Annotated in this window: 15 protein-coding genes; 2 read left to right on the plus strand and 13 right to left on the minus strand. The window is 71.2% G+C overall.

All coding sequences use genetic code 11. From position 1 onward, the window contains the following. The first annotated feature begins 145 nt into the window (after positions 1-145). On the plus strand, positions 146-853 hold the full coding sequence (locus AC2W7E_RS05735) for a GntR family transcriptional regulator (protein ID WP_161973076.1): 708 nt from the start codon (positions 146-148) through the stop codon (positions 851-853). 48 nt (positions 854-901) lie between these two features. Here the strand turns inward: AC2W7E_RS05735 and argG are convergent, their stop codons facing one another. Genes argG through AC2W7E_RS05750 form a run of 3 tightly spaced genes read right to left on the minus strand, consistent with a single transcriptional unit; the run spans position 902 to position 3,023 of the window. Then, positions 902-2,347 (minus strand): argininosuccinate synthase, encoded by a 1,446-nt coding sequence (argG, locus tag AC2W7E_RS05740; RefSeq protein WP_025105204.1) that lies wholly within the window; start codon positions 2,345-2,347, stop codon positions 902-904. 42 nt (positions 2,348-2,389) lie between these two features. Then, positions 2,390-2,827 (minus strand): PIN domain-containing protein, encoded by a 438-nt coding sequence (locus AC2W7E_RS05745; RefSeq protein ID WP_253247366.1) that lies wholly within the window; start codon positions 2,825-2,827, stop codon positions 2,390-2,392. After that, positions 2,790-3,023 carry an AbrB/MazE/SpoVT family DNA-binding domain-containing protein gene (locus AC2W7E_RS05750; protein WP_485988712.1) on the minus strand — a complete coding sequence of 78 codons (234 nt, stop codon included), beginning with the start codon at positions 3,021-3,023 and terminating at the stop codon, positions 2,790-2,792. Before AC2W7E_RS05750 ends, AC2W7E_RS05745 begins: the two co-directional genes overlap by 38 nt. Before the next feature lie 79 nt (positions 3,024-3,102). Between AC2W7E_RS05750 and AC2W7E_RS05755 the strand changes: the two genes are divergently transcribed. After that, on the plus strand, positions 3,103-3,810 hold the full coding sequence (locus AC2W7E_RS05755; protein WP_085604240.1) for a ZIP family metal transporter: 708 nt from the start codon (positions 3,103-3,105) through the stop codon (positions 3,808-3,810). Positions 3,811-3,831: 21 nt separating this feature from the next. Here the strand turns inward: AC2W7E_RS05755 and AC2W7E_RS05760 are convergent, their stop codons facing one another. From AC2W7E_RS05760 to AC2W7E_RS05805, 10 genes are all read right to left on the minus strand, one after another. After that, entirely contained in the window at positions 3,832-4,239 is a 408-nt protein-coding gene (locus AC2W7E_RS05760; protein WP_485988713.1) for a pyridoxamine 5'-phosphate oxidase family protein, read from the minus strand. Between the two features lie 86 nt (positions 4,240-4,325). Continuing rightward, complete coding sequence (locus AC2W7E_RS05765; RefSeq protein WP_315107066.1) at positions 4,326-5,024, minus strand: phosphotransferase family protein; 699 nt, start codon at positions 5,022-5,024, stop codon at positions 4,326-4,328. A 27-nt stretch (positions 5,025-5,051) separates the two neighbouring features. Next, entirely contained in the window at positions 5,052-6,155 is a 1,104-nt protein-coding gene (locus AC2W7E_RS05770; RefSeq protein WP_315107064.1) for a DUF4064 domain-containing protein, read from the minus strand. After that, positions 6,149-6,898, minus strand: coding sequence for a hypothetical protein (locus AC2W7E_RS05775; protein WP_485988758.1), 750 nt, complete (start codon positions 6,896-6,898; stop codon positions 6,149-6,151). The genes AC2W7E_RS05770 and AC2W7E_RS05775 overlap by 7 nt, the downstream gene beginning before the upstream one ends. 128 nt (positions 6,899-7,026) lie before the next feature. Then, the gene (locus AC2W7E_RS05780; RefSeq protein ID WP_485988714.1) at positions 7,027-10,530 is read right to left on the minus strand and encodes a PKD domain-containing protein; all 3,504 of its coding nucleotides are present in this window, start codon (positions 10,528-10,530) and stop codon (positions 7,027-7,029) included. 215 nt (positions 10,531-10,745) lie between these two features. Further along, entirely contained in the window at positions 10,746-11,798 is a 1,053-nt protein-coding gene (locus AC2W7E_RS05785) for a VWA domain-containing protein (protein WP_485988715.1), read from the minus strand. Then, complete coding sequence (locus AC2W7E_RS05790) at positions 11,795-12,781, minus strand: VWA domain-containing protein (RefSeq protein ID WP_485988716.1); 987 nt, start codon at positions 12,779-12,781, stop codon at positions 11,795-11,797. Before AC2W7E_RS05790 ends, AC2W7E_RS05785 begins: the two co-directional genes overlap by 4 nt. Continuing rightward, the gene (locus AC2W7E_RS05795) at positions 12,772-13,260 is read right to left on the minus strand and encodes a hypothetical protein (protein WP_085604255.1); all 489 of its coding nucleotides are present in this window, start codon (positions 13,258-13,260) and stop codon (positions 12,772-12,774) included. The genes AC2W7E_RS05790 and AC2W7E_RS05795 overlap by 10 nt, the downstream gene beginning before the upstream one ends. Continuing rightward, positions 13,247-14,134, minus strand: a complete 888-nt coding sequence (locus AC2W7E_RS05800) for a DUF58 domain-containing protein (RefSeq protein WP_136050704.1) — start codon at positions 14,132-14,134, stop codon at positions 13,247-13,249. The genes AC2W7E_RS05795 and AC2W7E_RS05800 overlap by 14 nt, the downstream gene beginning before the upstream one ends. 31 nt (positions 14,135-14,165) lie before the next feature. Further along, positions 14,166-15,173: an AAA family ATPase gene (locus AC2W7E_RS05805; protein ID WP_374754523.1), complete on the minus strand. Its 1,008-nt coding sequence runs from the start codon at positions 15,171-15,173 to the stop codon at positions 14,166-14,168. Positions 15,174-15,295: the final 122 nt, after the last annotated feature.

Here is a 15,295-nt window from a genome sequence, read left to right on the forward strand (position 1 = left end):
CGTTCCGGCCGTGCGGGAGGACGCGGAGGTTCCTCCGGGCCGCGCCGTGTTATGTTACGCGTCGCGCTTCGGCGCATCTCAGCGGAGAGACCGGTCCGGACCGGAACTCCGGCGGGATCGGTCCAGGGAACGGCGGGGGGACGCCATGATCGAGAAGAAGGATGATGTGCGCGCGGGGAGTGCGACATCGGTGGCAGGGGATCGGCACCGCAGTCTGCAGGACAGGCTGACGGACGCGATCGTCTCGGGGGCGCTCGCGCCGGGGACACGGCTGGACGAGCGAGACCTCGCTGTCGCACTCGACGCCCGGCCGGCCGAGGTGCTCCGCGCCCTCGACCGCCTCGCCGCGGTCGGGCTCGTCGCGGTGCGCCGCGATGGCACGCGGTGGGTGACCGCGCTCGACGGAGACCGGGCGCGTGACGTGGTGGCCTTGTTCGGCGACGTCTGGATCGGCTCCGTCCGGCGCACGATGACGGTGCTCCACGCCGACGACCTCGCCTACCTGGACGAGCTCGTCGACGATGTGGCCCTGGCTGTCCGGTGGCGGGACGGAGCCGCGTTCGGCGGAGGCCTGCGTGCTCTCGCCGTGGCCTTCGCCCGGATCGAGGGCAACACGGAGCGTGCCGAGCTGGTCGGGAACCTGGGCACGCTTCTCGCGTGCGTCGCCCGTCGCGCGGGAAGTGTCTTCGACTGGACGGATGTGCGCGCCGCGGTCGCACGGATCGCCGTCGTGCTCCCGGGACGAGACGCCGCGGCGATGCGCGCCGCCCTCATGACGCTGTTCGATGACGTGCTGCCGGGGATCGTCGACCGCGCGGTGGCACCGACGCGTCCGCTCGCCGCCGCGTCCTGATCGCGGCCCCAGGAAGGGGCGCCCGGTGAGCCGCGGCGCCCCGTGCGCTCAGTCGGTGCCGGAGTCGAAGGCCGCGCGCTCGGAAGCGGTGTCGACCGCGTCCGCGAGATTCTCGTCGGCCTCCGAGATCGAGCCGTGCACCGATTCGGTGATCTCGGCCGACTCGCCCGCGGTCACCCGTCCGACGAGCTCGCCCGTCGCGCCGCCGACGAGGCCGAGGCCCGCATACTGCTCCAGGCGGGCGCGGGAGTCGGCGATGTCGAGGTTGCGCATCGTGAGCTGGCCGATCCGGTCCACCGGGCCGAACGCGGCGTCGCCGACGCGCTCCATCGACAGCTTCTCCGGCCCGTACGACAGGTTCGGCGAGACGGTGTCGAGGATCGTCCAGTCGTCGCCGCGGCGCAGGCGGATCGTCACGGTGCCCGAGATCGTCGAGCCGACCCAGCGCTGGATGGACTCGCGGAGCATGAGCGACTGCGGCTCGAGCCAGCGGCCCTCGTACATGAGGCGACCGAGGCGGCGACCCTGCTCGTGGTAGGTGGCGAGGGTGTCCTCGTTGAGGATGCCGTTGACGAGGCGCTCGTACGCGATGAAGAGCAGCGCCATGGCCGGAGCCTCGTAGATGCCGCGCGACTTCGCCTCGATGATGCGGTTCTCGATCTGGTCGCTCATGCCCAGGCCGTGGCGCCCGCCGATCGCGTTCGCCTCCTGAACCAGGGCCACCGGGTCGCTGAACTCGACGCCGTTGATCGCGACCGGACGGCCGCCCTCGAACGTCACCGAGACGTCCTCGGTCTCGATGGCGACGGACGGGTCCCAGAACTTCACGCCCATGATCGGGTCGACGGTCTCCAGCGACACGTCGAGGTGCTCGAGCGTCTTCGCCTCGTGGGTCGCGCCCCAGATGTTCGCATCCGTCGAGTACGCCTTCTCGGCCGAGTCGCGGTACGGGAAGCCGTGCGCGACCAGCCATTCGCTCATCTCCTGGCGACCGCCGAGCTCCGTGACGAAGTCCGCGTCGAGCCAGGGCTTGTAGATGCGCAGGCGGGGGTTGGCGAGGAGGCCGTAGCGGTAGAACCGCTCGATGTCGTTGCCCTTGTAGGTCGAGCCGTCGCCCCAGATGTCGACGCCGTCCTCGCGCATCGCACGCACGAGCAGGGTGCCGGTGACCGCGCGACCGAGCGGCGTGGTGTTGAAGTAGGTCTTGCCGCCGGAGCGGATGTGGAAGGCGCCGCAGGAGAGCGCGACGAAGCCCTCCTCGACGAGCGCCGTCTTGCAGTCGATGAGGCGCGAGGCCTCGGCGCCGTACTCCAGCGCGCGCCCGGGGATCGAGGCGATGTCGTCCTCGTCGTACTGTCCGAGGTCACCCGTGTAGGTGAAGGGGACGGCGCCCTTGTCGCGCATCCAGGCGACGGCGACGGAGGTGTCGAGTCCTCCGGAGAAGGCGATGCCGACGCGCTCGCCGACGGGCAGGGACTGGAGGACCTTGGACATGGCTCCCAGTCTATCGGCGGCGGCGTGTCGTCCCGTCTCGCCTCAGACGAGCCGCGTCATGACGCCGAGCACCGCATAGGTGCCCAGCGCGCGGCGATCGCACGTGACGAGCGGGACGCCGGCATCCCGTGCGGCGAGGCCGACGAGGCCGTCATAGACCGCCCCGCCGGAGATCCCCGCATCGGCGAGAACATCGACGGCGGTGAGCGCGGTGTGCCCCGCGAGTGACGCCGAACGGGGAAAGGCGGTGCGGATGGCGAGCGCCGCGGCCGAGGGGGTCAGTCGATCGGGGGGCGGCAGGCGGGTCAGGACGGAGTACGTCTCTGCCGAGGCGTGTCCGGCGAGACCGAGGGCCGCACCGGCGCAGAAGGTCTGCACCGCGCCGTGCGCCGTGTGGTCTTCCACGAGAAGAGCGACCGCCGCACTCGTGTCGAGGACGAAGTCAGCGCTGGTCGGCAAGGCGGAGCTCGCGAACGTCATCAGGTGTGAGGGTGGTGCCGGAAGAGCGGACGACGAGGCGGCCGTCTTTCTCGACGAGGTTGTCGGGGGCCTCGATCTCGATCCGGATGCCGTTGCCGTCGAGGACGAGGTCCAGTGGCCCGGGAACCAATCCGACACGCTCGCGGAGTGCGGCAGGGATCACGATTCGTCCTGCCTTGTCCATGGTTGCCTTCATGCCGAGAGAATACCATTCGGGTGGGTGGCACGAGTCTCAGCTGCGGGAAGTGAGAGAGTGGGCGCACGGGAGGTCGGACATGGGTGGAGCGATTCTGTGGGGAGCCGTCGCGGCGGCTCCGCTGTTCGTCGGCGCGGTGCTCGCGATGCTGCGCAGCTGGCCGCCGCGGTGGCTGGGCATCGTGCTGGGTTTCGGCGCCGGAGCGCTGATGGCCTCCATCGCCTTCGAGCTGTGGGAGGAGGGGCTCGACCGGGGTGGTCCGATCCCGCTCGTCACCGGCGTCGCCCTCGGAGCCCTCAGCTACTACATCGCCGCCCGCATCCTCGACGCCAGGGCCGCGAGGAAGAAGGGCGAGGCCGGGGGAGGCCAGCTCGCGGTGGGCGCCCTCCTCGACGGGATCCCGGAGCAGCTCGTCCTCGGCATCGGTCTCGCCTCGGGGGAGCCGGTGAGCATCGCGCTCGTCGTCGCCATCCTCGTCTCGAACCTCCCGGAGTCCATCGGCTCCGCCGCCGACCTGCTCGACGGCGGCATGCGACGGTCCAGAGTGCTGCTGCTGTGGGCCGGCGTCGCCGTGGTCTGCGCGCTGGCGACGGTCGCCGGCTTCGCGCTGGCCAGCGTGACCGGCGAGGTCTTCCGTTCGGGGGCGAGCGGTTTCGCCGCGGGCGCCCTGCTCGTCATGCTGGTGGACTCGATGGTCCCGGAGGCGCAGTCGAAGGCGAAGGAGTCCACGGGGCTGGCGACCGTCCTCGGATTCGCGCTCGCCGCCGGTCTCGCCTTCGCGTCCTGAGCGGAACGCGCGCTCGGCGGCTCAGACGCCGCCCGTGCGGGCGTCGCGGCGGACGCTGCGTCCGGTGATGCGCTCGATGCGGAACGACAGCGGGAGGTCGCGGTCGTCTCCGGCCCACGGATGCACCCGCGCCGCCGCCCCGGCCGCGTCCTCCTCGGGTACCTGCGACAGGACACCGTGCATCAGCACGCTCCAGCCCAGGCCGCCGATCGGATCGTGGTAGTCGACCTCGAACGACGCCTCGGCCGACTCGCGGGAGAGGGCCGCAAGGTGGCCATCCGGAGATGTGCGCAGGAGCAGCTCGTGCCCCGAGACGACGAAGTTCACCGGATGGATCTGCACCAGGCCCTCGTCGACGAATCCGATGCGGCCCACCGTGGTGGTCGCCAGCAACTCGTAGGACTGCTGCTCGTCGAGTTCGTGGATCATGCGGACGCTCCCTCCCCCTGTGCCGCCAGTGTAGCCACGGCGCGTCGGATCATCGAGGGCGTCCGACCGGAATCACCCGGTGAGCGTCAGTCCGACCACCGCTCCAGCTCGGCGGTGAGCGCAGCGAGGTACGCGGGAGGGCCGGCCTCCGCGAACCACAGCCACAGCTCCGCGGCGTGCACCGGGTACCACGCGCGGACCCGGGCGGGATCGGCGCCGTAGCCGTCGATGAGCGCCCGCTCCGACCGCGGATCCTTCCGGGCGGCTCCCCACGCGGCTCGCGCCAGCTCCCGCAGCGGATCGCCACGGTGGGACGCCTCCCAGTCGACGATCCCGGAGATGCGGCCGTGCTGCGCGAGCAGGTTGCCGTCGGTCCAGTCGCCGTGGCAGAAGACGGTCCCGGACGACGGCGGGATGCGCAGCGGGAGGGGAGGCGCACCGGCGGCGCGATACCGCTCGATGATCATGGCGTCGTCGGGTGCCGGAAGAAGGTCGTCGGGTGGGTCGAGCCGATGCAGGGCGCGGAGCAGCGGTGCCGACGAACCGAGGCCCAGGATCCGGGCGTCGGCGGCGGCGTCGTCGAGGCGGGTGCCGGGGAGCGCCGTCATGAGGATCGCCCCCGGCCGCTCCTCGACCACCTCGGGCACCGGGAGCGCGGAGCCGACGAGTCCGCGGAGGGCCCGCAGCTCGTTGTCGTGCCGTGCCGGATCGGCGAGGCGCTTCTCGACCAGCCGGCGTCCGCCGTGCTCGACGAGCCGCACCGCGCCGACCGCTCCCTGCCTCATCCCGTCATCCTCGCACCGGGCGGGTGGTCACTCGAAGCCGGGATAGTCCTGCAGCCGCTCCTCGAACTCCGCGCGGTCGGCCTCGCTCAGCACCTTGCCGGCGATGACCACGAGCTGGAGCCCCTCGACCGGCTCGCCGGTGCGCGCACTCTGCGCCTCCCGCGAGGTGCGGAAGCCGCCGTCGGCATCGTTCGACAGGTCATAGATGTTCGCGTAGAAGCGCAGCGGGTCGGGGTAGTTCTCCGTGTAGTACTCCCACGTCGTCTGCGTGCGCGGGTCGTCACTGCCGTAGAGCTTGGCGATCATGGACGGGTCGATTCCGGAGTTCGCCGGGTCGTTGAAGGAGTACAGGTTCCACAGGCCGTGCGCGGCCACCACCTCGTCGATCGCGGCCATCACCTCGAGCTTGCGCGCGTAGCCCTGCACGGGCTGCTCGGTCGCCCAGGCCGCCGAGGTGTACTCCGACAGCATCGACTCACCCCCGTACCCGTTCCGCTCCGGTCGCACGTCCTCCTCGCCGACCTGGACCCAGGTGAACCCGAAGTCGGCGCTGAGCCGCTCGCGGATGTCGGCGAAGAGAGCCTCGGCCTCGGCGCGCACCTCCTCCATGGACTGCTGGGTGAGCGCTTCCTGCGGGGCCGTGCCCTTGATCCCGGGGTAGGCCTCCGCATGCCGCTGCTCCGCGGTCTTCACGCCTTCGTAGTTGCCGGACGCCGAGGTGCGCAGTGCGCTGAGCGCCCCGACGGTCGCGACGTTGAACAGGATGGTGAGGACGAGCGCGATGATCCCGAGCCGCCGTCCTCCCGGGGTGAAGAGCGCGGCCACGATGACGGCGAGCACCACGAGCTGCAGCGTGATCATCGTCACGCCGTACAGCAGGTCGGTGCCGCCGACCACGAGCGTGCCGAACAGGATCAGGACGAAGAGGATCGCGGCGACCAGCGCGATCCAGCCCAGGGCATTCGCCGAGGGCTTCTTCTCCTCGGGCGGCAGCGGGGAGAGGGCGGGCGGCGTGGGACCCACCTGGTGCTGCCGCCGGGCGCCGCGATAGCCCCCGGGCGGCGGGACCGGCGGGGCGCCCTCGGTGCCGCCCACATACCGGGCGCGCTGTCGCTCGTGATCGCTCACCATGGCTTGTCCACCCCGGTGCCGCCGGGCTCATCGCCCTGCTGCTGATCGCGTTCCTGCGTCCCCTGCTCGAGCTTGTCCTGGAGATCCTGCAGCTTGTCCTCCGACGGCTGCGGCTCCTCCTGCTCGTCCTGCGGCTCCTGCGGCTGCTGTTGCTGCTCCTGTTCCTGCTGCTTCTGCTTGAGGCGGTCCTCGGTGCTGTCGAGAGTGTCCGTCATGTCGCGCTCGGGATCGGGAGACTGCTGCTGCGCCTCCTCGCTGTGGCACTCCTCCGGGGTCTCGACCGTGATCGTCAGCGCCTCGCCGTAGAGGGCGGTCGCCCCGGCACCGTCGCCCTCGGCCCTGGCGGCGTCGCCCATCCGCTCGACCACGAGGGCGAGGTTGATCCGGACCGGGCAGACCTCGAGCCCGGTGGCGAGATCCAGGGCACGCTCCAGTTCTGCGCGGGAGGCGGGGAGTTCATCGGCCCCGGCCAGTGCGGTGCCGATGTTGTACGGCGCCTTGAACGGCTCGAACCAGTTCAGGACGTCCTGTCCTCGCGCCGAGGACTCGGAACCCGCGAAGTCGTCGACGACGTAGGCGGTGATGGCCTGATGGGCGAACGCGTACATGCTGAGCAGCTTGCCGACGAAGAGCAGCGCGGCGAGGGTGAGCGGGATCGTCCCGATCGCGACCCAGCGGCGGATGAGCCGGCGACGGCGGTTCGAGCGGAGGAGGTCTGTGGCGGCCTCGTCCCGGGCAGGCATCACGACGCACCTCCTCCCCTGTCGTCGGCGTCTGAACATCCTATCCGCGGCCAGCGGACGGGAGGCTCCAGACGACGGACGCCGGCCCCGAGGCGATCGAGGCCGGCGTCCGTGCGTGAGCGGTCCGGTTACTCCGCCGCCCTGACGCGGAACGTGTCGAAGGACACGCCGAGCGGTGCGGTGGCGCTCGCAGAGCGGCTGCCACTGAGACCCACGCCACCCGCCGGAAGCGGGGCGGCGTCGGTCGCCCGCAGCTGCCAGTCGGCGGGCTCCGCGGCATCGGTCGCCCAGAGCTTCGCGACGAGGGAGGCCTTGTCCGCCCCCGTCACGGCCGCCTTGAGCGTGTAGGTGGTGCCCGGGGTGACCGTGACGCCGTTCAGTGCCCGGGTCGCGAGGAGCGTGCCGTCGCGGTGCGCCACGAGCCAGACCGTGCCGTCGGGGCGGAGCCAGGCGCGCACGAGATACCGGCCGGCGGACGAGTCCCGGGCGATGACCCCGATGTAGGAGCCTCCCGTGCTCGACGGCTGATCCACGCGGAAGGTCGTCTCCAGCGCCGGGTTCGGCACCGACGGGGCGTTCAGCGTGGCGTGGCGGGTGTCTCCCGCGGCCAGCTTCAGCTGCCCCGAGCCGTCGGCGACGCTGGTCGCGGCGGCGGATCCGCCGGTGATCTTCCAGGCGCCGCCGGCGAGGGCTTCGCCCCAGCCGGGACCCGCCGCGCGCTCGAACTCGTCGCTCGCGAGCGGCGCGGGCTCCGCCACCACGGCTTCCCGGGTGGTCGTCGCCGAGCCCCCGACGTCGTCCGTCACGGTGAGGGTGACCGTCCGCGTGCCGGCGGTGGCGTAGGTGTGCGTCGCCGACGCGCCTTCGCCGGTCGTGCCGTCGCCCCAGTCCCAGCGGTAGCTGCGGACGCTGCCGTCGGCGTCCGTCGATGCCGACGCGTCGGTCGACACCGTCAGCCCCGAGGCCGAGAGCGTGAACGAGGCCGTGGGCAGGGTGTTCGCGCCCTGGACGACGATCTGCTTCGTGACCGAGCCGACGAGGTTCTGGTTGTCGGTGACCGTGAGCGTGACCGCGTACGTGCCGGGCTTCGCGTACGTGTGCGTCGGCGTCTTGCCGGTGCCCGTGGACCCGTCGCCGAAGTCCCAGCGGTAGCTCGAGATGGTGGCGGATCCCGGGGGCACGGAGGTGCTCGCATCGAACGCGACGTCGAGCCCGGTCGCGGTGGCCGTGTACGCGGCGACCGGGGCGATGGAGCCGGTGCCGACGGCGTAGTGGGTCTTGACCTGGGCGGCGCTCAGTCCGTACGGGTACACCGCGAACTCGTCGACGGCGCCGGTCAGAGAGACCGACTTCGGGATGTTCGGCCAGTTGGCGAGTTTGCCGCTGCCGATCTTCCAGAAGCCCTGGTAGTCCTGACCCTTGGTCACACCGGTGATCTGGTCGTTCAGCTGCCCGTCGACGAAGAGCTTCATCCCTTCGGGGCTCACGGAGGCGACCACGTGGTGCCACCGGTTGTCGTTGTAGGCGGCCTTGGTCGTGATGACCTTCGTGCTGCCGTCGTAGACCCCGAAGTTGAGGCGGCCGTCGTTCGACAGGTAGACGTTCCGATCGTGGTTCCTCGAGAAGCCCGCTGCCGAGCTCTCGAAGTCGAAGAGCAGTCCGCCGCTGGTCGTCGATGTCTGGAACCACATCTCGGCCGAGTACGCCCCGGGCGCCGGCATCTTGGTGGTGGTGTCGACGCGGCCCGTCTCGGTGCCGTCGAGCGCCGTGGCGCCCGCCACTCCCTTCGGCACGCCCGACGTCGACGGCTTCGCCCCCGCGCGGAAGATGGGGTTGTTCGTGCCGGCCACGTCCTGACCGACGGTTCCCAGCGGGTAGTAGAGCTGCGGTGCGTCGGCGAGCACGGCGTCGGAGTACGGAGGGGTCGAACCGGCCACCATGACGGTCGCCGTCTTGCTCGTGACCGTGTTGCCGTCGCCGTCCGTCGCCGTGAACGTGTACGTCTGCTGCGAGCCGACCGGGGCCGTCGTGTCCTCGAAGGTGACGGCGGGCAGGTTCCACCAGGTGGAGTCCACCTTCGTGGTGAGCAGCGGAGCGGGCGAACCGGCGCGGCGGAGCTCGTAGGTCAGCGTCAGGTCGTCCCGGTCCCAGTTGGCCGGGATCGAGACCTTCACGGCGCCCGAGGCGAGCGAGGTCGCCGTCGGTGTCCACTTGTCTCCGGAGAGGCGGGGGCCGTCCTTCGGGCCACCGGGCGGGGTCGTCGAGAAGCGCACGAGGCCCTCGAACCGACCGTTGTTGACCGAGCGGAACTCGCCGCCGATGGAGATCATGTCCCCCGTGCCGGTGATGGAGAGACCGGCCTGGCCCAGACCGGTCGTCACGCCGACCGCCCAATCCGGAGACCAGGCATACGGCGACGGAGCGGGGCTTCCGCCCCAGTCCTTGCGGCCCGGGGCGCCGGGCTGCGGGGCCAGCGTGCCGCGGGCGTCAGCGGTGTACGCCTCGGAGTAGCGGTGCACGCGCGGCGCCTGCTCGGGGTGGAGACCCAGTGTCTCGCAGGTGTGCGTGTGGCTGGTCGTGTAGACGACCTTGCCGGTGGAGTAGACGCCGTAATGGTCGCCGAGGCAATCCGCGATCCAGCGCACCTTACCGGTGCCGGCCTCGGCGGCGAAGGTGCCCTCGAGGCTGCCCGTCGCCGCGTTGGCGAAGCCCCAGCCTGTGCCGTACACGCCGGTCGCGTCGGTGGCGAGACCGAACGTCCCGGCCTTGCCGGCGTAGATGCCGGAGCCGGCGCCGTTCTTGACCGTCTTCGCAAGCTCCCACTCGGTGTTGAGGGCGCCCGTGGTCTTGTCGACGGAGGCGCTGCCGCGCATCTCGGTGTTGCCGTTGACCTGGGAGAAGCGTCCGCCCACGATCGTGTCCGCGCCGGCAGGGTCCATGACCATGGCATCGACCTGGAGGTCGGTCTGCGGGGCCCACGGACGGAGGGCGCCGTTGGTGGTGTCGAAGGCGGCCAGGTTCTTCCGCGGCGTGCCGTTGGCCTGGGTGAACAGGCCGCCCGCGTAGACCGTCGTGCCCGACGTCGCCAGCGCGTAGACGCCGGATCCGCCGATGGAAGGCACGAAGCCCGGGACGAGCTCGCCGGTCTTCGCGTCGATCGCGGCGATGTTCCAGCGGTCCTTGCCGTTCACCTTGTTGAACGAGCCGCCGATGTAGATGCGGGTGCCGTCTGGCGAGGCGGCGACGGCCTTGATCACGCCGTTCACCTGCGGGGCGAACGGCAGCAGCGCACCGGTGTCGATGTTGTAGGCGAGGACGTTCGAGCGCGCCGTCAGTGCGGTCCCGGGAGGGGCCTTCGGCTCGCGGGCGTTGTCGAACTTGCCGACCGCGTACACGGTCGAGCCGATCGTCGTCTGGGCCCAGACGTACCCGTTGTCGATCTGCACGGTCGGGATCGGATCGGAGGTGACGACGTTCTCGTCCCGCTGCAGCAGCGGAGGCAGTCCGCCCGGATCGTCGGCCGCCGCGGCGGCACCGCCGCCGAGGGCGACCAGTCCCGCGGTGACCATCACCCCCACGATCGCCCCGGCCACGCCCGTGCGTGCGCGCTTCCAGACAGCACTGTTCCCCATGTGTGTTCCCCAGTCATTCGATGGCCGACCCCACGTCGGCACGACATCGTCGGACGATCGACCGCGAGAGCTCCCCCAGAGATGCTCGGACCGCGGCGGTTCGTCCCGACGAACCCCCACCGAAGGCACAAAAGCCTCCGGCGGGTAACACAATACCATCGCCGGACGCGGAGTACACGCCGTACCCGCACGGATGCCCGGGGTCTCGGGGCCTGTCAGGGGGTGTCGAGTGGAGCGGGCCGTGCCGAGCGGGGAGCGCGCAGCCCGCGGAGCCGGGCGACCAGGATCGTCGCGCGCGTGAGCTCCACGCCGAGCGCGGCGAGGACGACCAGCGCGGCGACCCAGTACAACTCGATCACGGTGCCCACCTCGCCGGCGTCCGCGTAGGCCGTGGTGCTCGACGGTGCGGCGGGGAGCGACGGGGCGACATCCGCCTCCCGGCGCTCGTACTCGACGCCGAGCTGCCCGGCGATCGTCTCGAGGTTGCCCTCGTCGATGACGGACAGCGCGTCCGCACCCTGGTACTGGATGTACTCGGAGTCACTCTGATCGAGGCCCCCCGTCGTCACGCGCATGGGCCCGCCCTCCGCCGTCCCGTATCCGAAGACGGCTCCGGCGTCGGTGTAGCGCGCGCTGTCGGCGAAGGACTCCGGGGCGGACCCCGTGGTCTGCTCGCCGTCGCCGAAGTAGAAGACCATGCGCGAACGGTCCGGCGACGACTCCGCCGCGGCGGCGAGGGTCTCGCTCAGCAGCGGAGCGGCCACGCCGATCGAGCTGCCACGCGACTGGCTCGTGACCTCGGGGCGCAGCACGTCGAGTGAGCCGAGCAGGGCGGTGGTGTCGGTGGTCAGCGGGATCCGCAGCTGGGCTGCCGCATCCGAGGTGAGGAGGGCGAAGCGGGCGCCGGGGTACTCCTCCACGAGCGCGCGCACGTCGGCGCGCACACCGTCGATCCGGGGGGAGCCGTCGTCCCAGTCCTCGGCCACGATGCTCGCGGTGGTGTCGACGACGAGCACGATGTCGGTGTCGGTCGCCAGGGTCTGCGTGGAGCCTCCGGGTAGCCCCGGCCGCAGCAGCATCACGGCGCAGGCGAGCACCATCACGAGGCGCAGCGCCCAGAGGGACCGATGCACGGCGAGAGCGCGTCGGTCGGTCACGACCTCGCCCCCGGCCCGCGGAGCACGCACGAGCATCCAGACCGCCACGCCGGCGACGCCGGCGCACAGCAGCAGGATGAGGAACACGGGGAGCACGGGCTGGAAGATCACAGGCGCACCCTCCACACCAGCACGACGAAGCCGAGCGCGAGGACCGACAGGACGGCGATCCACAGGTTCGGGGTGTCCGTCCAGACCACCTGCGCCTCGCCGCGCAGCGCCGTGGCCTCCTGCTTCTGGACCTCGTCGATGATGTCCCCGACCGTGGTCGTGTCGCGGAGCCCGTAGGCGGCGCCTCCCGTGGCCTCGGCGGCGGCGGCCAGCTCGGCGCTGACGTCGGCGTCCTTGCCCTCGACCGGGTTGATCGCGAACACCCGCACGTCCTTCGAGGCCGCATACGCCGCGGCCTCGTCGAGCGTCACGATCGAGGCACCGTTGATCTCGTTGTCCGTCGCGAAGATCACCGACCGCGACCGGTCGTCGTCCGGGTGATCGAAGCCCATGGTGCAGGCCGCGAGTCCGTCGCCGATGAGGGAGGCGCCGTCGCCGTTGAGCGTGCCCAGCCAGTGCTCCGGGATCTCGTCCACGTAGTCGAAGCTCGACATCATGCTCGCGAGGTGCTCGCGGATGAAGTCGTAGTCGTCGGTGAGGGGGAAGATCTGCACGGGAGAGCTGTTGAAGATCGTCAGGCCGATGCGCTCGCCCTCGAAGCCGTCGAGCAGCTCGTCGAACACGGAGAGCACCTCGACGTCGACCTCCGACATCGACCCCGAAACGTCCAGGCAGAGCATGATGTCGCGGCTCGTGTCGACGGGTTGGATCGTCTGGGCGGACATCGGACGCGCGGCCACGACGCCGGCGACCAGCGCGGCCCCCGCACCGAGGGCGAGCAGACCCGTCAGGGCGACGGCGCGACGGGACAGCGCCTGGCGGAAGGACGGCAGCGCTCGCAGCCGCTCCGCCCTGGCCACGCGAGCGGTGTCCGCCGCGCGCCGGTCCCGGTGACGGCGCAGGCCGACCGCGAGGCCGACCGCCACCGCGGCGACGACGACCGACGCGGCCAGGACCAGCATCCAGACGTTCGCTAGTGCCACGCGCGCACCACCGTCCTGGCGGCTTCGGCGCCGGCGGCCGGATCGATGGCGGGTCCCTGCCGGAAGATGCTCGGATAGTAGTGGCGGCCCATCGCGTCGATGAGCGCCGGGTGCACGCCGCGGGAGACGAGGTCGTCGAGGGTGAGCACCGGTGCTTCCAGACCGCTGTACTCGTTGACGAACGTGCGCACGACGCGGCTCAGCTCCAGGTTCGCCTGCCGCGCGGAGAGATGGCGGTCCCGGTAGTCGTGCTCGACGCGGTCGATGCGGTCGAGGTACTCCGAGCGCAGAGCAGACAGCACGTCGAGCGTGGACGGCTGACCGGCACCCGAGGCCGCTGCGGAGGCGGCGGTGCGGGGGCGCGTGAGCCGGAACAGCAGCCACGTGCCGACGATCAGCAGGGCCAGGATGCCAAGGGCGAGCAGCATCCATCCCCACCCGTACTGCGCGGGCGGGTAGAGCTCGTCAGAACCGGGCATCGGACCTCCGGTTCAACAGGTGCAGCAGCTGCGGAACGGCGTCGTCCTGACCGTCGAGCGCGGCGTGACTGATCTCCATCCGCGTGAGCAGGTCGGCGAGTCGGGCGGCGTCGGCCGCCCGCTGCGCACGGAGCTCGTTCACGATCGTGCGGTCGCCCTGGATGAAATCGGGGACCTCCCAGAGGCTGTCGACGTCGGCGCGCAGCCGGGCGGAACGATGGTCGAGCACCGGTTCGGCGTCGCGCAGGGTGAGCCAGAGCACGTCGTGCTGCACGCGCAGGCGGCGCAGCAGGCGCTCGGTCTCCGTGGTGACCGGGGCCTCGTCGGTGAGCACGACGACGATCATCCGCCGCGCGATCGTCCGCGTGACGAAGGACAGCAGGGCGTCGCGATCGCTGGGGGCCGCCGCGTCGTCGACCGCGCGGTCGATCGTCCGCAGCGCGTGTTCGAGGGCGCCCTCGCTGCGCCCCGGCGCCAGCCGGCGGACGCGGGAGGCGTCGCCGTAGACGACCGTGAAGTCGTCGCCGTGCCGGAGTGTCAGCACCCCGAGGGCTCCCGTCGCCAGGATGGCCAGGTCCTTCTTCGAGCGCTCGTCCGCGGCGAGAGCGGTCATCGAGCGTCCCGTGTCGACGACGAACATCACCGTATGCATGCGCGTGGCCCGCGACCGCTTGACCAACGGTGTGCCCAGGCGGGCGGTCGCGCGCCAGTCGATGTCGCGCACCTGGTCGCCGTACTCGTACTTGCGCAGGTCCTCGAAGTCGAGGCTCCGCCCGTGCAGCAACGACGCGTAGGCACCGTCGAGCGCGTGCAGCGACTTGCGGTTCGAGTGGATGAAGAGCTTGCTCTTCACCTGCGTGATGAGGCTGGGCATCGGGCGCGGGATCCCTGGACGTGTCGGCGGGTCAGGGGGTGGGCACGGCGGCGAAGATCTGGTCGATGATCTCCTCGCTGCGGATGCCCTCGGCGTCGGCCTCGAACGTCAGCAGCACGCGGTGCCGCAGCACGAGGTGGCGCAGGGCGCGGATGTCCTCGGGAAGGACGTGGGTCCGGCCGCTGAGGAGGGCGAGGGCGCGGGAGGCCTGGAGGAAGGCGATGCTGGCCCGAGGGCTCGCGCCGTACTTGATGAAGCGGGCGCGCTCCTCCCCGATGTACGGCGCGGGATTCCGGGTCACATACGCGATCGACACGATGTAGTTGCGGATCGCGGGGTCGACGTAGATGCGGCTCGCGACGTCCTGCAGCAGGTGCACGTCATCCAGGGTGACGGCGCTGTGCACGTGCCGGTCGGGGTCGAGCACTCCCGAGTCGATGCGGCTGAGGATCTCGAACTCCTCCGCCGGGCTCGGGTACTCCACGATCTCCTTGAGGAGGAACCGGTCCATCTGCGCCTCGGGCAGCTCGTAGGTACCCTCCTGCTCGATGGGGTTCTGCGTCGCGATCACGAGGAACGGCTTCGGCAGCGGGTGGATCTCACCGCCGATGGTGGTCTGGTGCTCCTGCATCGCCTCGAGCATGGCGCTCTGGGTCTTGGCGCTGGAGCGGTTGATCTCGTCGAGCAGCACGAAGTTCGCGTGCACGGGGCCGAGCACCGTCCGGAAGCTGCCCGTCGCGGCGTCGTAGATCTGGTTGCCCGTGATGTCGCTCGGCAGGAGGTCGGGCGTGCACTGGATGCGCTTGAACTTCGCCTTCACGGTGTCGGCGAGCGTGCTGGCGGCGGTGGTCTTGGCCAGGCCGGGCACGCTCTCCAGGAGGATATGACCGCCGGCGATGAGCGCCACGAGCAGGCTGGTGCGCAGGCGCTCCTGGCCCACCATCTTCGCGGAGTACGCGTCGGAGATCGTCTGCAGCACGGCACCGGCGCGCGCCATCTCGGCGTCGGTCGGAGCGGCGGCGGGGGCCGCGGCGGCGATCGGCGCGGCGGACGCGGGGGGCGGCGGGGGTGCGGAGATCGTCGGCGGGGTCTGCGCGTCGGCGTCGGTCATCGGTCTTCGTCTCCCTCGGTCACACGCGGGCCCGCACGGCGCGCCCCTCC

This window comes from Microbacterium sp. CFSPD4_SD4 (assembly GCF_057364585.1).